Source organism: Microcoleus sp. Pol11C2, assembly GCF_036701505.1.
Classification (GTDB): Bacteria; Cyanobacteriota; Cyanobacteriia; order Cyanobacteriales; family Microcoleaceae; genus Microcoleus.
Map to the genome: position 1 here is coordinate 1 of NZ_JAUBQX010000084.1, position 16,195 is coordinate 16,195.

Below are 16,195 nucleotides of genomic sequence, written 5' to 3' on the forward strand. Positions count from 1 at the left end.
ATGTAAAATTTTGGTTAAGAACTTTGAGAGAAGTTTGGCAGCGGCGACTGCTAAGCTCAACCTTTGTTTTATTAGGCGGATGATTAGAAGGCTTGCACCCTCTTCTTAGATGTCAAATGGGTTCTATATTAGTGGCGATCGATCATACTGTATGGGGGAGACCCGACGCTAAAACCTTAAAAGACAGAACCCATGAATATCAGGGGGGCGTAATTATGGGAAAGGGGTACAGTACAATTGCCTGGATACCTGAAGCTCATGGAAGTTGGGCATTACCCCTACTCGATGAACGAATTAGTAGTGGGTCTTCACCCATACTTCAAGCAGCTTCCCAACTCAAACTTGTCTGTTCACAGAGCGTCAACAAGCGTATTAGCAGTCTTAGACCGAGAATATGGCAATGCAACTTGGGTATTAGCGCCAGCTTCCGGGAGAATCCCGATTTTGCAAATAGACTGCCAGCAGCTAAAATAAAGATAATAGATCAGGGAAAAAAAATGAGCATAACTCCCGAAGAACAATTACGGGTAGTGCTTTTATGTAAAGGATGGAGAAAATTGAGGCGGTTGAACTTTCAGAATTCCTAATCTGATTTGGTGATTGTAGTCATGAATGAAGTTCCAAATAGCACCCTTGTGATTCTCCAACTTTTTAGAAAACGATAACGTCTTTCTGACTAATCGCGCAATTCGTTGCCTGAGAGTATTGTTCAATCGTTCAATGTAACTGGTTAATCCGCTTTCCTTGCCTACGGACTTATGCCTTTTACTTGGTAAAACTACGGCATAGGCTTCCCAGTGATCGGTATAAATCTTGGCACATTGGCGATAGACACTTGGTAGTGAATCCCATAATGCAAGAGCCGATTTCAAGGAGCGGTCTCCAATATGACATCCGATCACTTCCCGAGTCTTGGTATCCATTGCTAACCAGACCCATTGTTTATTCCCTTTGACGTCTACTTTCATACTAGAGTTCATCCATTTGGACTGTGTGTTTTCCAATTTCTTTCGGAATGACTGTGGCGCAAGAGTTCTATTGCACCGTACAAGTGGTTCACATAATTTTGCAGCCAGAAGAGAGGAAACGCCCATGACTCGGGCAATACCAGCCAAGGAAATCCGCTCCAACAGAAGTAACTCAATTTTTGCCAAAGTGTCGGTGTCTTTGGGTTTCCACTGAGGGTTTTCGACAAACTGCCGACCACATTCGCGACATTTGTGGTTTTGTTTTCCCCGACGAGTCATCCCATTTTTCATCACATCGTCAGAACCACAAGTGGGACAAATTAGATAGGGTTTCATGATGAGACTCCTCAAAAGACTGGACATAGAGGTATTATCCTCCATCCTTTACATAAAAGCACTACCGCACTTTCGAGGTAGTCCCAAACATCCAATGACTCTGATTTTAGTCGAACGTCTAGAAACTATAACGGGTCGATTAAATAGTCAACCTTTGTGGTTAGTTTGAGTTGGTATCCAAATGCCGTCTCTGGCTGAAATTTGGCAACTGTATCTACGCCGCTTTGCCCTGGAACATTGGTATCGTTTAGCTAAACAAACCTTACATTGGACTGTGCCGAAGCTAAGCACACCTGAACAGTGCGAACAATGGAGTGATTTGATGCCTTTGCTAACCTGGCAATTATGGTTAGCTAAAGATGTAGTCAGAGAAATTCGTTTGCCCTGGCAAAAATCTGTGCCTGAACTGACACCTGGAAGGGTTGTACAGTTAATGCTTCCACTTTTAATCAGGATTGGAAGTCCGGCTGTTGCTCCGAAACGGCGAGGAAATTCAGACGGATGGCAAACAGGAAAACCTCGCACTCCCAGATGTCGGTATCCTGTGGTCAAAAAGGGTAAAGGTCGGTTTCAAAACTCGTCAAAATCGATTAGTTAACCTCTCTACCTCTATCTAAACTCACAAAATTTACACTCCACTTCTTCTGAGTGAATTTTTGCTTAGTCTAAACTCCAATTATTTAGCGACGATGTGTACTTGTAACATATCATGTCAATTACCGATTTATTCATCGTAGGGTGCGTCAGAAACGAGATTTTTGAGTTTGATCGAGAATCGGGCTGACGCACCCTACCGAATACTAAACATCGCGTTCTGTTCGTACCCATTTGGTTTGCCGCTTCAGGAGAAAACCCAGATACAAAGGTATTTTCCAAAGAATATAAAAAGGTACAGATAAAAGAGTTGAGCCAGAAATATCGGCACGCCCGAATTTGGCCCAAGCGCTGACAATGGAAACTAAAATCAGCAATCCTTGTACTGCTAACAAGACGGCGGGAATTGGGGATGTTCCCAAAATTGCTGCTAGTAAAGAGGTGGCAAAAGCAGCTAGCCAGATAGCGACTAAAAGCGATAGGGGAGGGACGGATAAGTCGAGGGCGATCGCCAATAAGTCAAAACGTTTTTGCTCGACTGAAGCTGCTGTCAGCCGGGGAGTTTGAGTTAACAATGTCTGTATGTGACCGTGTTCCCATCTCGTTCTTTGACTTTTAGCTGCTTGCTGCTGCTGTGGCAAACACCCGGTGACGTTTGCTTCGGGGCAGAATACTGTTGGATGTCCGGCGATCGCCAAATCCAAACTCATCTGCATATCTTCAACAATATTGCTGCTAGCTAGGGAAACCGATCGAATTATCGACCAGGGAAAAGCCATTCCAGTACCTGTTAGTAATGATGGGAATCCTAACTGTTTTAATCCGCTAGGACGGACTAAGTTTTTTACAAGAAATGCTAAAGCAGAAATGGAATCTTTCGGAGTAGGATTTGGTGGCTGTTCCATGAGATAAGTTGCTTGCACGGGTCTTTGTTCAGCAACTGCAACCCTGGCTAATTTTTCTATAGAGTCTGGCTGACAGATGCAGTCTGCGTCAACCATGATTACTACTTCTGGGGGGTCTGATTCGATCGACTGCAAGCCGAAATCCAGTGCGTATCCTTTGCCCTTGCGTTCTGTGTCTTGTCGCTCGATCGCACTTGCACCGCAGTTACGGGCGATATCTGCCGTGGCGTCCGTGCAGTTGTCAGCAATCACTAACAGCCGGTCTTGAGGTGTTAGCTGTGGCAATATGGTGGAGATGGTGGTGGCAATTCCTGCTGCTTCATTGTAAGCAGGAATTAAAACTGCTACTTTGGGGCGGGCCGCTTTACTTTCCGCTGTCTCGCCCTTGCCGGACAAGAAAGCTGCACTGCATTCTATAAATAGAACTGCAACGGGAATTAGAATGATCAGGGCGATCGCCAATAGCACAACATCAATTAATAGGAACAGTAGCTGATTAATTTCCACAATTCTAGTACCTTAATTTAATTTTATTGGTTGCGTTCATTGAGTTTATTTAATCTAATTACACCTTTGTGAACTCACAGCGCCACTCTATCTAAAGTATCATCCTATCATGCCTGCAAAAAATCACCGTTATCACCTTTGTTGTGAGGACGATGGTCTTCCTAAAACTACTAGGACGATCGTCCTCACTACAAATTAATTTAATTGCGGTTGTGCGGTCGCCACTTATATCATATCATGTCTATTCTGACAATCTTAACTCACTCAATTTAATTAAACCTCAAACAAGCTCAGACTGGAGAAACCTGGTTTCTTTTAGAAACCAGGTTTCTGGCTATTCTATTTTTTATCAACTAAACACTTAATCGATGTTTAACATCAAATCCGGTTGCGTCGGAATAATAAAATCGAGTCAACAGTTAACACTCAATAATTCACTTTTTCGACCCGCCCGTCAACAGTCAACAGTCAACAATCATTTCGCTCGTGCAACCGGAATTGATATAACTCATTCATCCCTTGTGGGTGGGCACTCAGGAAGCAATCTCCCAACTCAAAACTATGTTCAAGCTAGGCTGCATCGGGGATAGCAACAGGTTCAGATTTTTTGGTGGTGAACTGTGCGGGGGGTGCAAATTCTCTGAGATATCTCGACACCGATCGCAAATATCCCACTTCTGCTTGAATCAAATCCAGCGTAGAAAGACTCTGAACTAAGTCATCAAACTCATCTGCAGTAACTCCAGCACTGTGCAAGACTTCTTGGCTAAGCCGCCCGCAGATTCCTTGCAGGAGGAGTTCGATAATCTCGCTATAGTCAGCGATTTGGGTTCCGTAACCTTGCAATTTCTTGGGATTGATTCCCCACTGCAAAATCTTCAACAAGTCTTCGGGAGCACTCCACGCAAAAGAGGAAGCAATCACTTCTTTTTCCGCTGCGACAAGAGCGTGCTTGATTTGCACTTCGGGGAAATCTGGATTGATGATTAGGCTTTCGAGCTTCGACACTTGTTGATCTAACACGCGCAAAGAAAAAGGAGCTAATTCTACAATCACCATGTCGCCAGCATCATTAACACTTCTAAAAGGATCTTCCAAAACATTAATTAGGAGGTGAATGTCTGTAGGTTTTTTCCAGTCAAACTGTCCTAGGAAAAACGGTTCTTCGTATCCCGGCAAAAGTCCTTGAAAATAAATCGGCAGATTTTTGCCAGATTCAAGAATTTTATAAAGAGCTACTTCCAAGGTTTCTGTTGGCCACCCGAGATTACTCACGGCGACAAATTTCAGTTTTCCGGGAACGGACACAATCAGAGAATTCAGCAATAAATGTACGGCTTCAAAAAGATTTTGAGCAGTTACGTAGCGGTGGGGAGCGTGAACGTTGACAGTTTTACCTTGCTCTACTTTTTTGGACATTTGCTCGCAGAACAAGCTATTTTCCAACATATGAGTAAAGCGAACCATCCCGTAAGTGACATTTCCTTCTTGAGCTGCTTTGGCAAATTGCCATTCGGCAAACTTCTTCGAGGCGGCGTAAACTTCGGTGGTAAAATATCGAGATGTTTTGCCTGTAGAAGAGAATACACAGTGTTCTACGCCGTATTCTTCGCAGAGTTGGATGACGTGTTTACATCCTAACAGGCTGGTTGTAACTGTTTCTCGGATTTTGATTTCAGCTAGTCCGGGTTGGCGTTGGGCGGCTAGGTGAAAAACAATTGCTGGTTTTTCTACCTCAAATATGTGTTTGAGCGCGTCGAGGTTGCGAATGTCAACGGCATAGAAAGTTACAGCACCTTCTTTGGTAAAAAGCGGCAGATTTTCTTCGGGGTTTTGACATCGGGCGTTGTCTGCGGAAATGATGTTAGTTGCGCCTAGTTCGAGGAGTTTTTCAATTAAGAAACGACCGACACATCCTTCTCCGCCGGTGATGAGGATGGTTTTTCCTTTGATTTTGCGACTGACTGCGGATGCGTATAGGTGAATAGTGCGATCGCGCACGTCGCTAAAAGGTTCGCTTTCTAATTGTCCGTCGGCTTGATAGGCTGCGATTAGCTGTGCGGTGAGAGTTTGTAAAGCCGCGAGGATTTCAGGATCTTGGGGTTCCGGGGAACCGGGCGGAACTAGCTGCTGGATGCGCTCAATTATTTCCGCTTTGCTGGCACCTTCAAAAACTTCTCTTTGGTTAAATGCACTCTTCACTTTTTTTGCTCCTTTAAATTCTAGAAATACCGTTACTGATAAGCGACTTGTTAAACAAATTTTAGAGGGACAGAATCTTTAAAAGTCTGCTTGGTGTTAGGATTTTTTAGACTGAAAGCTACTTAATCGGAAAGACACGCGATCTGCTATGCTTGTAGTTTTATTAAGTGCTTTTTTAACCTGCTTACTTCTGCCATCGGCAAAGTCGGAATGTGCTCTGTCCTAAATTTGTCAATACCACTATATACTTAAATTGCTGAGTGTTGGCAAGACTCCGAACATATCTTTACTGTTTCTTTGCAATAACCTACGAGTTTTCACGCAATTTTAAAGTTTATGTAAAGTAGGGTCTAGGTTTAAAAAACTTAACAATACACTCGACCTTGATTATAGCATTTTACTTTTTAAGTAAAATGTATTTTTGGTTACTAAATATAGTTTAATTTTAAGTAAAAATACGCACAAAAGCCGTCATCAAATATTTGCGTCTGCTGAAAAGATTGCTACTTGATGGGCGGGGTAGTGCTGTGGCTACCCCTGTATGTGTGCTGTTACTAGGCGCGAACGATGCGTTCTTTTTTGCTGCCTTCAAAGCCCCGAGCGTCCGCAACATCGTAGCCTCCTGTTCGCAAGCGACGGTCTAAATCGCTGGCTTCGGGAGAAGTTTTGGCTGCTTCTTCGATCGTCACTCTGCCTTCAAGCACCAGTTTGTAAAGACCCTGGTTGATAATCTGCATTCCTTCGTAAGTATCATGTTCCATTAATCGGAAAGCTTCATCATCAGCACCTTTCATCAAGTAATCGCGCATGGCAGGTGTATTCACCAAAATATCGTGAACTGCTACCCGACGGTTGTCAACTGTGGGCAGCAAAAGTTGGGCAATTACCGCTACTAAAGAATCGCAAATTTGAATCCGCATCGCCTGTTGTTCTTCGGGTGGGTAAAGGTTCAACAACCGATTAATAGCGTTAATGGCGCTGCGAGTGTGGAGCGTTCCCAATACTAAGTGACCAGTTTGAGCTGCTTGCAACGCTGTATTGATTGTAACCCGATCGCGCATTTCCCCGATCAGAATCACATCGGGGTCTTCGCGCAAAACAGCCCGCAAAGCCTGTTGAAACTCGTGGGTATGCAAGCCGACTTCCCGCTGGCTAACCAAGCATTTTTTAGAAGGGTGAATGAATTCGATCGGGTCTTCAATGGTAACTACGTGTTTTTGCTCCATCTGATTGAGATGGTCGATCATCGCAGCTACGGTTGTCGATTTCCCCGAACCGGTAGGCCCCGTAACTAATATTAATCCCTGCGATCGCAAAATGATACTTTTGAAAACTTCTGGCAACCTCAAGGAATCGATAGTAGGTATTTCCAAACTGATCAACCGCAATACTATGGCACCGCCGCTGAGGGACTCAAAACAGTTTAGCCGACACCGCACGAAGCCAGGGTAAAAAATTGCTGAATCTAATTCCTTGGTAGTTGCAAACTGTTTTCGCTGTTCGGGGGTGAGAATTTCGGCTAGGTACTGTTCAAAAATTTCTGGCGTTACTTTGGGGTGGGTGGTTGCTACTTGCATCACGCCACGAATCCGAAATCGAGGTACTTGGCCTACTCGAATGTGAATGTCAGAAGCCGAGGCACTATGGGCATCTCGGACCATTTGTTCGATCGTACTGACGGGTGCCTCAACAGAAGACCGCTGCTGGGCCGGAGGGGGCGCACTCGGCGCGGGTGCAGGAGGCGGCGCGGGAGTTGCAGCCAAGGGCGGGGGCGGGGGCGGTGTTCGGCGGGCTTGAGCCTCTGGTCGAAGGGGTGTAGGATTGTTTAATGGGTTCATTTTTTTGTCTCCAGTCAATGTAGATTTATTGCGAAAAAATGCCCGATTTCTAATCTTATCGCTCGCAGCTAATTCGGTGTTAAATGCTGAGAATATTTTACAATTAGGCTTGATGGGGCGATCGAGTAATTAACTATTTAAACTCCTATGAACATCGGTCACAAAATCGCCGACTGGCTCGAAAATCGCGCTGTTACCCCCGCCTACGCGGGTTGGCTGCTGTCGGGGATGACGGTTTTCTTTTTTGGGTCGGCGACTAATACAATGTCTGGGTGGCTGTACGTGCTCAGCGGTGGGGGTTTGGCGCTGTTGGGAGTAGCGGCCGTTTTGCCTGGAAAATCGCTCCGTTCCTTGGAAGTCCGTCGCCGCCCGATCGAACCCGTGAGTGCGGGCGATCAAATCACCGTCGAACTAGAAATCGAAAATAGCGCCCGCCAACCTAAGACTCTATTGCAAGTCGTAGACATCTTGCCGTTTGTATTGGGAGAACCCGTCACCCGCCCGATCGAAGTCATAGAGCCTAACAGTATATACAGAGATACATACTATTTAGAAGTCCGGCAGCGCGGGGTCTATCGGTGGCAAGAGGTAAACTTGAGGACGGCGGCACCTTTAGGGTTGTTTTGGTGCCGGCGCAGCCGCCCAGTCAAGGCGGTGGCGGTTGTGTATCCACAAGTTTTGCCGTTGAGCACTTGCCCTTTGATCGATCGCATCGGTCAAGAAGACAGCCCGCAATTTTACAATCGCAGTCGATCAAAAACTGCTACCGAAGGTCTCACCCGCAACCTCAGACCTTACCGCCACGGAGACCCCACCCGCCTAATTCACTGGCGCACCAGCGCCCGCTACGGAGAACTGCGGGTGAGAGAGTTAGAAGTTGCAGCCGGCGGTCAAGAAATTATTATTGCTCTCGACAGCGTGGCGGCGTGGCAGCCAGAAGAATTTGAACGAGCCGTGACAGTAGCTGCGTCTCTTTACTTCTATGCTAGCAAGCGCCTGTTAAACGTCAAACTTTGGACTGCCGGGACTGGACTCGTCTCGGGGAACCGCGTAGTTTTGGAAACTTTAGCGGCTGTTAATGCTGGGGAAGAGGCGGTTGAGAATCGGCCCAAACTGCCGATAATTTGGCTGACTCAAAACTCTGCAACTTTAAGCACTCTTTCCCCTGGCAGCCGCTGGGTACTCTGGCCCTTGGCAACTGCTGAAATAGGCGAAAAAATGTTAGTTAAACATGAGTTACCGGGTTTACAAATTCGCTCCGACCGACCCTTAGAACTTCAGTTACAAGAGCCTCTGGAAAGAGCGATTAGTTATTAAGTAAGATATGCCACGAAAAAATCGGTGAAAGAGCGATTAGTTATTAAGATTGACTTGATTAATCTAAAACCTCAAGAACCATGATACACTACAGGAGTGTAATTGATAAAGTTAAGGGTCTTACGGGGTCTGGCAATTGCTTGGCAAGTTAAGAGCAGCTTAGATTACTGTGACTCCGGTCATAAACATCATATCTCATTCACCAAACAGGAGAAAAAATGACTTTCTGGGAGAAATTAAAGCAGAACGTATCACAAATCAATGATTCTCTGCAAACCAATATTTCCAAGTTTAAAAATAATGATTTTGCTGATGCCTCAATGGCAATATGTGCATTGATTGCTGCTGCTGATGGCACTATCAATACCGATGAAAGACAAAAAACGGCGGCTCTAATAATTTCCAATGAAACACTAAAAATTTTTTCGGCTTCGGAGTTGAAGCAAAAATTTGATTTTTATTGTGAGAAGCTATCACAAGACTTCGATTTTGGTAAAGTGGAGGCTATCCAAGCCATAGCCAAACTCAATAAAAAACTAGATCAAGGTCGTGCAGTCATCCAAATTGGCATTATTATCGGTGGTGCAGATGGTAATTTTGACAAAGATGAAAAGAAGGTTGTCAAAGAAGCTTGCCATGCTGTAGGCATTAATCCTGGGGAATTCGACCTCTAAATTTAGCTATTTCCTGGTTCATGCCACTCAATTCTTCAAGGCTTTATATCTGCGAATAGCATTGTTCATTGAGTTTATTTGCTCTGCATGAAATGAGGGAGGCATTAAGCTATGAACCGTATGAAGGAGTCCATTGTGCATGACATCGGTCGGAAGTGCAGAATGATCGAGTCCTAGTGTATGTCCTATTTCATGGGCAATGGTATTTGCAATTAAGTTAGATAGTTGATTGAGACTAAGGCTGGCATTGTAGGAAGCATAGAATACTTGGTCAATCCGAATAATCGCCCGATCTGTAACCATTCCCGACTTGAAGCTAGCCACGCCGAGATAGTCAACCGGCTGGCTGTCAGCGAATATACAAACACGAGTAAAGTCTTCCCCCCACTCTTTGGGATCGGGGGGATCGGAGGTCAAAAATAGCTTGATGCTTCTAAATGCGCCGTAGAGTTTGGAGAAGGCGTCCATCAGCAGGGAAAAGATCGCTTCTCTATTTTCGGGTGCGACATCCATTCCTGATACATCTACCCAAATGCAACGGCGAAAATCGCTATCATGATCAATTAGAACTATTCCACAGGAAGGGCAAAACTCCCACTGAGGCTGGATACGGGAACGACAGCTCTGACACCGGAGTTTGGGGGGTTTAGTCAGGTTTAGCCGTTGAGAAAGGGGGAGTTTGAGCTTGCGATTGTGTTTGGTTAGGTCTAGGCGATCGTACAGAGACATTGACTGAGTGTAGGAATTTTTTATCGTACGTAATATCTGGTGAATTTGAGCTAATTTCAGCTCTGGTTATGGGTTGAGTTGACAATTGCCAGAGTCGGCAATAAAATGCTCGGATTTCCCTATTTTAATATCCCTTTCAATCTTGCCTGCTTCATCCAAGCGGGAAATTCATTCAGCAGTCTTTCATACAATTGTTCATCAGTGATTTTTTCCAAATCGTCTAAATGAAAAAAATTAGCGTTATCAACAAGCCGACCTTTCATGGTGTCTAGTCTTTCTAGAATCCCGTAATTAGAACCAGCCAATCCAACAAATTGCCAAAAAATCGGATATTTTGCAGCTTCAACTATAGATTTTTTAATTTCATGCTCATTAGTAACCCCTCCATCACTGAGGAAAACAATAAATGTAGGCAGTTTACTAGCCTTTTCCTGAGTATACTTCTTTATGACATCTTGTATTACCAAACTTTAATTGTTTCCCCCTCCTAATTCCAGCATAAGAGAAGGCATTTTAAAGATCAGTAAAGCTCTCTTCCTTTCGCCAGTTTCTTCTTGAATATAGCCATCAACATTTGTTTCCGTCACCGATCTTGTTCTTTTGAATGTTGAGCCAAAAAACCAAACATCTAATGTAGCATCATCATCTAGTCTGCTAGCTACTGGAACTATTCTTTCAACAAATGCTTGTACTGCACCAGAACTGTATTGATGGCTCATAGAGCCAGAAATATCCAAAACCAAAGCGACTCTTGCTAGGATACCCTCAATCCCTTTCTTTTTAAGACAAATCTCTACTTTTGCTTTTAAAAGGATTATATCTGCTTTTTTTGTAATATCAATAGGTTGCTGTTTGGTCTCTTTTTCAGGAGTTAAGACAGGCTTGTCTACTTTCTTCTCTTCCTGTTTAGTATCAACAAAATACCGATATACAAAACTTTGCAAGCCGGCATTATAGCCTTCTCCTACTGCTTGAAATCTCCATGCCAAATCTTTTCTATACAATCTGCCAAACTCCAAAGCTGTCTCTTGAGCAAAATCCTCTTTTAAATCGTACCGAGCTAACTCTATTCCTGTCTCTTGGTTGTAAAGCCTGATAAACGCATTTTTAACTTGGCTGAAATTTTGATTTTTTTCCAGCCCTTCGTGAATAGTGACAACAAAAACTATTTGCTCAATAGAAATCTTGACTTTTGTCAAATCTACGTAGATCGTCTCATCATCATCTTCGCCTTGCCCGGTTCTGTTATCTCCTGAATGTCTTAACGAGCCATCCAGTGATTTCTGATTATTATAGAATACAAAGTATTTTTCATGAATTATTTTGCCGGCCGCACCTACCATAAACACAGAAGCATCAATATCATAGCTCTGGCCAACCTGGCTCACCTCCCAACCTAAGCCAATCGCCACCTGTTTTAAATCGGGACCAGCTTTAGAAAGATTTAACCTTTCACCTTTGGTTAATTGGATTCCCATTCTATTGGTTTTCTTTCAATGTAAATTCGGCTGATTAGCTATTCTCAACAAAAAAAGGTTTCGCTCGTTGTAGCCCACTTCGGATTCCACGAAGTAAGGAGCATCTATGTACCGAAGGAGTGGTTAAGCATAGGTTTTCACAAGTTCCTGTAACCCATTAACCTTAACACCGTTACCGATAGCCGCCATTTTCCACTCATCATTATGCTTGTAGATTTCTGCCATCAGCATCCCCGTCATGCCTTTGTATTCAGAACCTGATAGGTTATATTTTGCGAGTTCTTGATTATTAGACGTATTAACCAAACGCACCAACGCATTTTGAACTTGTCCGAAGTCTTGTTTACGTGCCATGCAATCGTAAATGTTAACTGTAAAAACCAGTTTGACAATTTGCGAGGGCATTCGAGATAAATCGACGAGAATTTGCTCGTCATCTCCATCTCCCGCTCCAGTCAGATTATCACCTAGATGCGTAATAGCTCCTGAACGGTGGGAGAGATTGCCAAAATAAACGATATTTGCCATATCATTCACTTTGTCATTTCGATCTAAACAAATCACTGAGGCATCGAGGTCATAATCTGGAGCACTGCTAAAAGCCCCAAACAAACCCCCACCTGAGCGTTTCGCAACATCCCAGCCTAATCCGCAGATTAGTTTTGTTAGCCCTGGCGCTTCTTTGGAAAGCGAGATGCGCTGTCCTTTTTGTAGGTTAATTCCCATGTGTTTTACCTTTTAGCTATAGCGATCGAGTAATGCTTGCAAACCACCTTGATAGCCTGCTCCCACTGCATTGAGACGCCACTCACCGTCTTTCCGGTAAAGTTCAGCCATGATCAGCGCTGTCTCTATGGAATAATCTTCTACAAGGTCATAGCGGACAGCTTCCTGTTGTGTTTGGGCATTAACGATCCGCACGAAGGAATTTTGCACCTGACCAAAATTTTGACGGCGTTGCTGTGCTTCATGGATGGTTACAGTTACAAGAATTTTTTGGATATCATTAGGCACTTTTTTGAGGTTGATTTTGATAACTTCATCATCCCCGTCCCCGGCCCCCGTGAGATTATCTCCCATGTGCTGCACTGATTTCTCTGGATCGGGACTTGTGAGATTGTTGTAAAAAATGAAGTGGTTGTCAGAAATTAATTTTTCGTTAGCACCTAAGAGGAACAATGATGAGTCTAGGTCAAAGTCAGAACCCGTGTCTGTAGCTTTAACGTCCCATCCCAGTCCAATGAATACTTCTGAGAGACCGGGTGAAACTTTCTCAAGCGATACCCGTTGTCCTTTGGTCAGAGATACTGCCATGATTCAATCTTCCTCTTTTTTATTAGAAGTGGTTATGGAGGGAGCCGTGGACTTGAAAACTTTTTTAAGTTTTTGCTGGAAATAGTTGGAGAATTTTAAATCTTAAATAAAAGAATATTAGCTAACTGTGCCGATGTCAATAGGGATTACAACTCTTAATTATTGTTTGGGTGTGAGTACAAAGCAATCATGCCCTCCCTCCCACAGTTGTGTAATCTCAGCTTGGGTTATTGTGCTTGTGTATTTTGACAAACTCTCGGAACTTGACCGTGTTTTGTGATGCAAGTGACCATTACCCGGCAGTTTCCACAAGGCTCTCCGTTTGGAAGTCTCGTGTGTTGCAATACCATCGACTTGTGGCGTCGATGGTGTTGCGATGGATTCCAAACTCTTGAGTGGCTTCGATTTCTTCATGCCATTTAACTCGATCGCTGGGATGACCTGATGAAGGAGCTATAAATTTACAGTTTGGGTCCAAAAGTCTACGCGATCGATCTGCAAAACTGGCGACTAATTGTAGTCTATTTTCTAACCGACGAAAGCGGTTCCTATAGTTTAATTTAAATGCCCATCGGCTCGAATCAAACTCTTTGCCTGACAATAAAATCTCAATCCCTATCACTCTGTAGTGTCGGGGAGAATTTCGACTACATACTCCGGTACATATTCTGGTCGATTCTCTGGCCGATTGGGGGGCAAATTCTTGGGCAAATTCTCGGGTGGATGTTCGAGCCTGACTCGCCGGATCGGGAGATTTGCAATCAGTGCTGTGGCCCGCTGGTCGCTCTCCAGCGAGAACTCAGACCCGGTGGTATCGATTTCCACGTAACGAGACACCACCTCTAGAATTTCTCGGCGCATCGACTCAACCATTTCTGGGCTGAGTTCTGAGCGGTCGTGGGCTAGAACCAGTTTGAGGCGCCGTTTTACCTCGTCGCGGCTGTTGTCAGGGGTGCGCGGGAAAAGTCGTTCGAGCAGTGTGTGTATCATGGGTCGGGCTGGTTTGTCAAGGGTTAGGCATAGAAAAGGTCATACCATTTTCGATTTTCGATTTTCGATTTTCGATTGGGGAATCACTGATTCCCGTCTGGTTTGGAGCTGGTCAACAGTTTCATTCTTTTTGGGAACTGGTGTCACTGGGGAAAATTTGGGCTAGTTTTTGTGATGCGGTCGCTGCTGTTAAAGATCGATCGCCAATATTGCAGCACATCACATAATTTTAGTATTTAAGAACTTGCGGAGGCGAGTAAAGAAGTTTTCTCGACGGGGATTGAGATCTAGAAAATCAACTTTTTCGCCTTCTAAGCGGCGGGCAATATTGTCGAAGGCAGTTCCAGCTAAAGAGGCCGTTTCCGACAATACTAATGGTTCGCCTCGGTTGGTGGAAACAATGACGCGCTCGTCGTCGGGAACGACGCCTAACAGCGAAATGGCGAGGATTTCCCGCACGTCTTGCACCGACATCATATCATTTGCCAGCACCATTGCGGGTCTGATCCGGTTGACGATCAGGTTGATTTTCTTGACGTTGTTGGCTTCCAGCAGACCGATGACTCGATCGGCATCGCGGACAGCAGCGATTTCGGGAGTGGTGACAATTATCCCTTCTTGAGCCGGCGCGATCGCATTTTGAAAACCTTGTTCAATTCCAGCAGGAGAGTCGATCAAAATATAGTCGTATTTTGCTCCCAACATCCCCACAAGCTGCTTCATTTGCTGGGCGCTGATGGCATCTTTCATCCGAGTTTGGGCAGCCGGCAACAACACCAAGCGCGGCTGCCGCTTATCTTTCACCAAAGCTTGCTCTAATCGGCACTCTCCAGCGAGAACTTCTAATGCTGTGTAAACAATCCGATTTTCTAAGCCCAGCAGCAAGTCTAAATTTCTGAGACCGAAATCGGCATCAATTACGGCAACGTTGCGCCCCCGCTTAGCTAAAGCCATGCCGAGATTGGCTGTGGAGGTGGTTTTTCCTACCCCGCCTTTCCCTGATGTAACAACAATAATGCGAGCCATAAGCGATTTTAGATTTATTGGGAATTGGTGCTTGGGAATTAGTAATTAGTAATGGGTAATTGGTAATTAGTAATTGGTTTTATTGTTGATTGATAATTAGCAATTATTCTTGGGTAATTGGGCAGCAATCTGTTATTCAGTGAATTAACTCAAAACTCAAAACTCTCCTTGTAATACTAATCCTCTATGAATTTGCACTTAAATTTTAAATCTTTCTTTAGTGACTGATTTAGCCAAGAAAAAGATTATCCAGTGCCGATTTAAAGAAAAATAGTATTACCAATTACTCATTACTAATTACTAATTCCCAATTACCAATTATCGATTACTCATTACCCCCGACTAACTGCGATTTGTCAAAATCAGAGGCTCTACCGATCCGAATCCCTTGAGGCGTCACATAGGCGACTTCCGGGAAAAACTGAGCGGGTGAGGTTTCTGGGCCTCTGGCAACATACTTAGCAATCCTAATCACCATCGGTTCCATCTGCAAGGTCATAATCACGCTTTTGGTGTTGCCACCGGCACCAGCGTGCACGACTCCCCGCAAACGGCCCCAAACTAGGATATCGCCTCCGGCGATGACTGAGCCGCCGGGATTTACGTCTCCCAAAAGTACGACGGTGCCCGGATGGCGAATTTCTACGCCCGATCGCACTGTCATCTGCAAATATAAAGGTTCCGCCAGCGATTGCGGTTTTTCGGCGGCGGCTTTATTCAGGGAAGAAACCGGAGGCTGTTGTTCTACACAATAGCCTGCCGTAGCAGCAGCAACGGCGGTTTGGCGGCGACTGGTGTGGACTCGTTTGAGTTGCAGTTCCACTTCGGAGAGGGCATCAGCGATTTCTTGCAGTTGGCGGATATCTAAAAGTCGATCGCTTCCCATCAATTGTACTTCTGCGTTTGGCTGCCAAAAGCGTTCTCCTGCGTTCAGCCTGACTTTTAGCTGCTGCCAAAGTTCAGTCCAAGTCGAGGCGGAGGCTGTTGCGGGTTCGCTATTAGTTTCTGGGGGGAGTAGCAACAGTAGCTGTCCATCTTCTGTCTTGAGTCGGACTTGCAGCTCCAAGCTGACTTCGGGTGTTGATTGAGTGGCAGGGGCGGAAGTGGCTCCGGCGGTGGCATCGGGTGTCATGGACAGGTCTGAGTTCGGGTATGGACAGGTTAACATCAATATTAGCCTGAGTCGTCTTTTGCCTCAGCATTTGGGGGAAAAAGTCTTGTTTTTTTATTTTTAACGACAGTTATACCAATTTAATATGAAGCTGCATAGAATAGGGCTTCAAGAATAAAATTGTAAGATGACAACGAACAGATTTG

Annotated in this window: 14 protein-coding genes and 1 pseudogene; 4 read left to right on the forward strand and 11 right to left on the reverse strand. The window is 44.7% G+C overall.

The genetic code is table 11. The annotated features are described in order from the left end of the window. The first annotated feature begins 285 nt into the window (after positions 1–285). Positions 286–474 carry a hypothetical protein gene (locus QUA42_RS26430; RefSeq protein ID WP_333141497.1) on the forward strand — a complete coding sequence of 63 codons (189 nt, stop codon included), beginning with the start codon at positions 286–288 and terminating at the stop codon, positions 472–474. Positions 475–536: 62 nt separating this feature from the next. Here the strand turns inward: QUA42_RS26430 and QUA42_RS26435 are convergent, their stop codons facing one another. Further along, positions 537–1,304 carry an IS1 family transposase gene (locus QUA42_RS26435; RefSeq protein WP_333141499.1) on the reverse strand — a complete coding sequence of 256 codons (768 nt, stop codon included), beginning with the start codon at positions 1,302–1,304 and terminating at the stop codon, positions 537–539. Between the two features lie 181 nt (positions 1,305–1,485). Here QUA42_RS26435 and QUA42_RS26440 point away from each other — a divergent pair, with 181 nt between their 5' ends. Next, on the forward strand, positions 1,486–1,902 hold the full coding sequence (locus tag QUA42_RS26440) for a hypothetical protein (RefSeq protein ID WP_333141501.1): 417 nt from the start codon (positions 1,486–1,488) through the stop codon (positions 1,900–1,902). Positions 1,903–2,104: 202 nt separating this feature from the next. Here QUA42_RS26440 and QUA42_RS26445 read toward each other — a convergent pair whose 3' ends face one another. The 3 genes from QUA42_RS26445 to QUA42_RS26455 all read right to left on the reverse strand — a co-directional run bounded on the left by QUA42_RS26445 (position 2,105) and on the right by QUA42_RS26455 (position 7,350). Beyond that, the gene (locus QUA42_RS26445) at positions 2,105–3,310 is read right to left on the reverse strand and encodes a glycosyltransferase family 2 protein (protein ID WP_333141503.1); all 1,206 of its coding nucleotides are present in this window, start codon (positions 3,308–3,310) and stop codon (positions 2,105–2,107) included. Positions 3,311–3,880: 570 nt separating this feature from the next. After that, complete coding sequence (locus QUA42_RS26450) at positions 3,881–5,512, reverse strand: polysaccharide biosynthesis protein (protein ID WP_333141505.1); 1,632 nt, start codon at positions 5,510–5,512, stop codon at positions 3,881–3,883. A gap of 554 nt (positions 5,513–6,066) precedes the next feature. Beyond that, positions 6,067–7,350 (reverse strand): PilT/PilU family type 4a pilus ATPase, encoded by a 1,284-nt coding sequence (locus QUA42_RS26455; RefSeq protein WP_333141507.1) that lies wholly within the window; start codon positions 7,348–7,350, stop codon positions 6,067–6,069. A 147-nt stretch (positions 7,351–7,497) separates the two neighbouring features. Between QUA42_RS26455 and QUA42_RS26460 the strand changes: the two genes are divergently transcribed. Beyond that, on the forward strand, positions 7,498–8,667 hold the full coding sequence (locus QUA42_RS26460) for a DUF58 domain-containing protein (protein WP_333141509.1): 1,170 nt from the start codon (positions 7,498–7,500) through the stop codon (positions 8,665–8,667). A gap of 218 nt (positions 8,668–8,885) precedes the next feature. Continuing rightward, positions 8,886–9,341 carry a TerB family tellurite resistance protein gene (locus QUA42_RS26465; RefSeq protein ID WP_333141511.1) on the forward strand — a complete coding sequence of 152 codons (456 nt, stop codon included), beginning with the start codon at positions 8,886–8,888 and terminating at the stop codon, positions 9,339–9,341. A gap of 27 nt (positions 9,342–9,368) precedes the next feature. Here the strand turns inward: QUA42_RS26465 and QUA42_RS26470 are convergent, their stop codons facing one another. From QUA42_RS26470 to minC, 7 genes and pseudogenes are all read right to left on the reverse strand, one after another. Further along, a complete protein-coding gene (locus QUA42_RS26470; RefSeq protein ID WP_333141512.1) occupies positions 9,369–10,070 on the reverse strand; it encodes a matrixin family metalloprotease in 702 nt (233 codons plus the stop codon). Positions 10,071–10,189: 119 nt separating this feature from the next. Then, positions 10,190–11,548, reverse strand: a pseudogene (locus tag QUA42_RS26475) (VWA domain-containing protein). Positions 11,549–11,671: 123 nt separating this feature from the next. Continuing rightward, complete coding sequence (locus QUA42_RS26480; protein ID WP_333141514.1) at positions 11,672–12,274, reverse strand: TerD family protein; 603 nt, start codon at positions 12,272–12,274, stop codon at positions 11,672–11,674. Between the two features lie 12 nt (positions 12,275–12,286). Beyond that, on the reverse strand, positions 12,287–12,862 hold the full coding sequence (locus QUA42_RS26485; RefSeq protein WP_333141516.1) for a TerD family protein: 576 nt from the start codon (positions 12,860–12,862) through the stop codon (positions 12,287–12,289). Between the two features lie 618 nt (positions 12,863–13,480). Further along, positions 13,481–13,852: a cell division topological specificity factor MinE gene (gene minE, locus QUA42_RS26490; RefSeq protein WP_333141518.1), complete on the reverse strand. Its 372-nt coding sequence runs from the start codon at positions 13,850–13,852 to the stop codon at positions 13,481–13,483. A gap of 219 nt (positions 13,853–14,071) precedes the next feature. Beyond that, positions 14,072–14,878: a septum site-determining protein MinD gene (gene minD / locus QUA42_RS26495; protein WP_333141520.1), complete on the reverse strand. Its 807-nt coding sequence runs from the start codon at positions 14,876–14,878 to the stop codon at positions 14,072–14,074. Positions 14,879–15,203: 325 nt separating this feature from the next. Beyond that, complete coding sequence (minC, locus tag QUA42_RS26500; protein ID WP_333141522.1) at positions 15,204–16,010, reverse strand: septum site-determining protein MinC; 807 nt, start codon at positions 16,008–16,010, stop codon at positions 15,204–15,206. Between the last annotated feature and the right edge of the window lie 185 nt (positions 16,011–16,195).

What these genes read in the sequence shown, in the direction of transcription:
- QUA42_RS26430 (WP_333141497.1), top strand. Translation starts at nt 286, where the DNA reads ATGAACGAATTAGTAGTGGGTCTTCACCCATACTTCAAGCAGCTTCCC.
- QUA42_RS26435 (WP_333141499.1), bottom strand. Translation starts at nt 1,304, where the DNA reads ATGAAACCCTATCTAATTTGTCCCACTTGTGGTTCTGACGATGTGATG.
- QUA42_RS26440 (WP_333141501.1), top strand. Translation starts at nt 1,486, where the DNA reads ATGCCGTCTCTGGCTGAAATTTGGCAACTGTATCTACGCCGCTTTGCC.
- QUA42_RS26455 (WP_333141507.1), bottom strand. Translation starts at nt 7,350, where the DNA reads ATGAACCCATTAAACAATCCTACACCCCTTCGACCAGAGGCTCAAGCC.
- QUA42_RS26460 (WP_333141509.1), top strand. Translation starts at nt 7,498, where the DNA reads ATGAACATCGGTCACAAAATCGCCGACTGGCTCGAAAATCGCGCTGTT.
- QUA42_RS26465 (WP_333141511.1), top strand. Translation starts at nt 8,886, where the DNA reads ATGACTTTCTGGGAGAAATTAAAGCAGAACGTATCACAAATCAATGAT.
- QUA42_RS26470 (WP_333141512.1), bottom strand. Translation starts at nt 10,070, where the DNA reads ATGTCTCTGTACGATCGCCTAGACCTAACCAAACACAATCGCAAGCTC.
- QUA42_RS26480 (WP_333141514.1), bottom strand. Translation starts at nt 12,274, where the DNA reads ATGGGAATTAACCTACAAAAAGGACAGCGCATCTCGCTTTCCAAAGAA.
- QUA42_RS26485 (WP_333141516.1), bottom strand. Translation starts at nt 12,862, where the DNA reads ATGGCAGTATCTCTGACCAAAGGACAACGGGTATCGCTTGAGAAAGTT.
- minE (WP_333141518.1), bottom strand. Translation starts at nt 13,852, where the DNA reads ATGATACACACACTGCTCGAACGACTTTTCCCGCGCACCCCTGACAAC.
- minD (WP_333141520.1), bottom strand. Translation starts at nt 14,878, where the DNA reads ATGGCTCGCATTATTGTTGTTACATCAGGGAAAGGCGGGGTAGGAAAA.
- minC (WP_333141522.1), bottom strand. Translation starts at nt 16,010, where the DNA reads ATGACACCCGATGCCACCGCCGGAGCCACTTCCGCCCCTGCCACTCAA.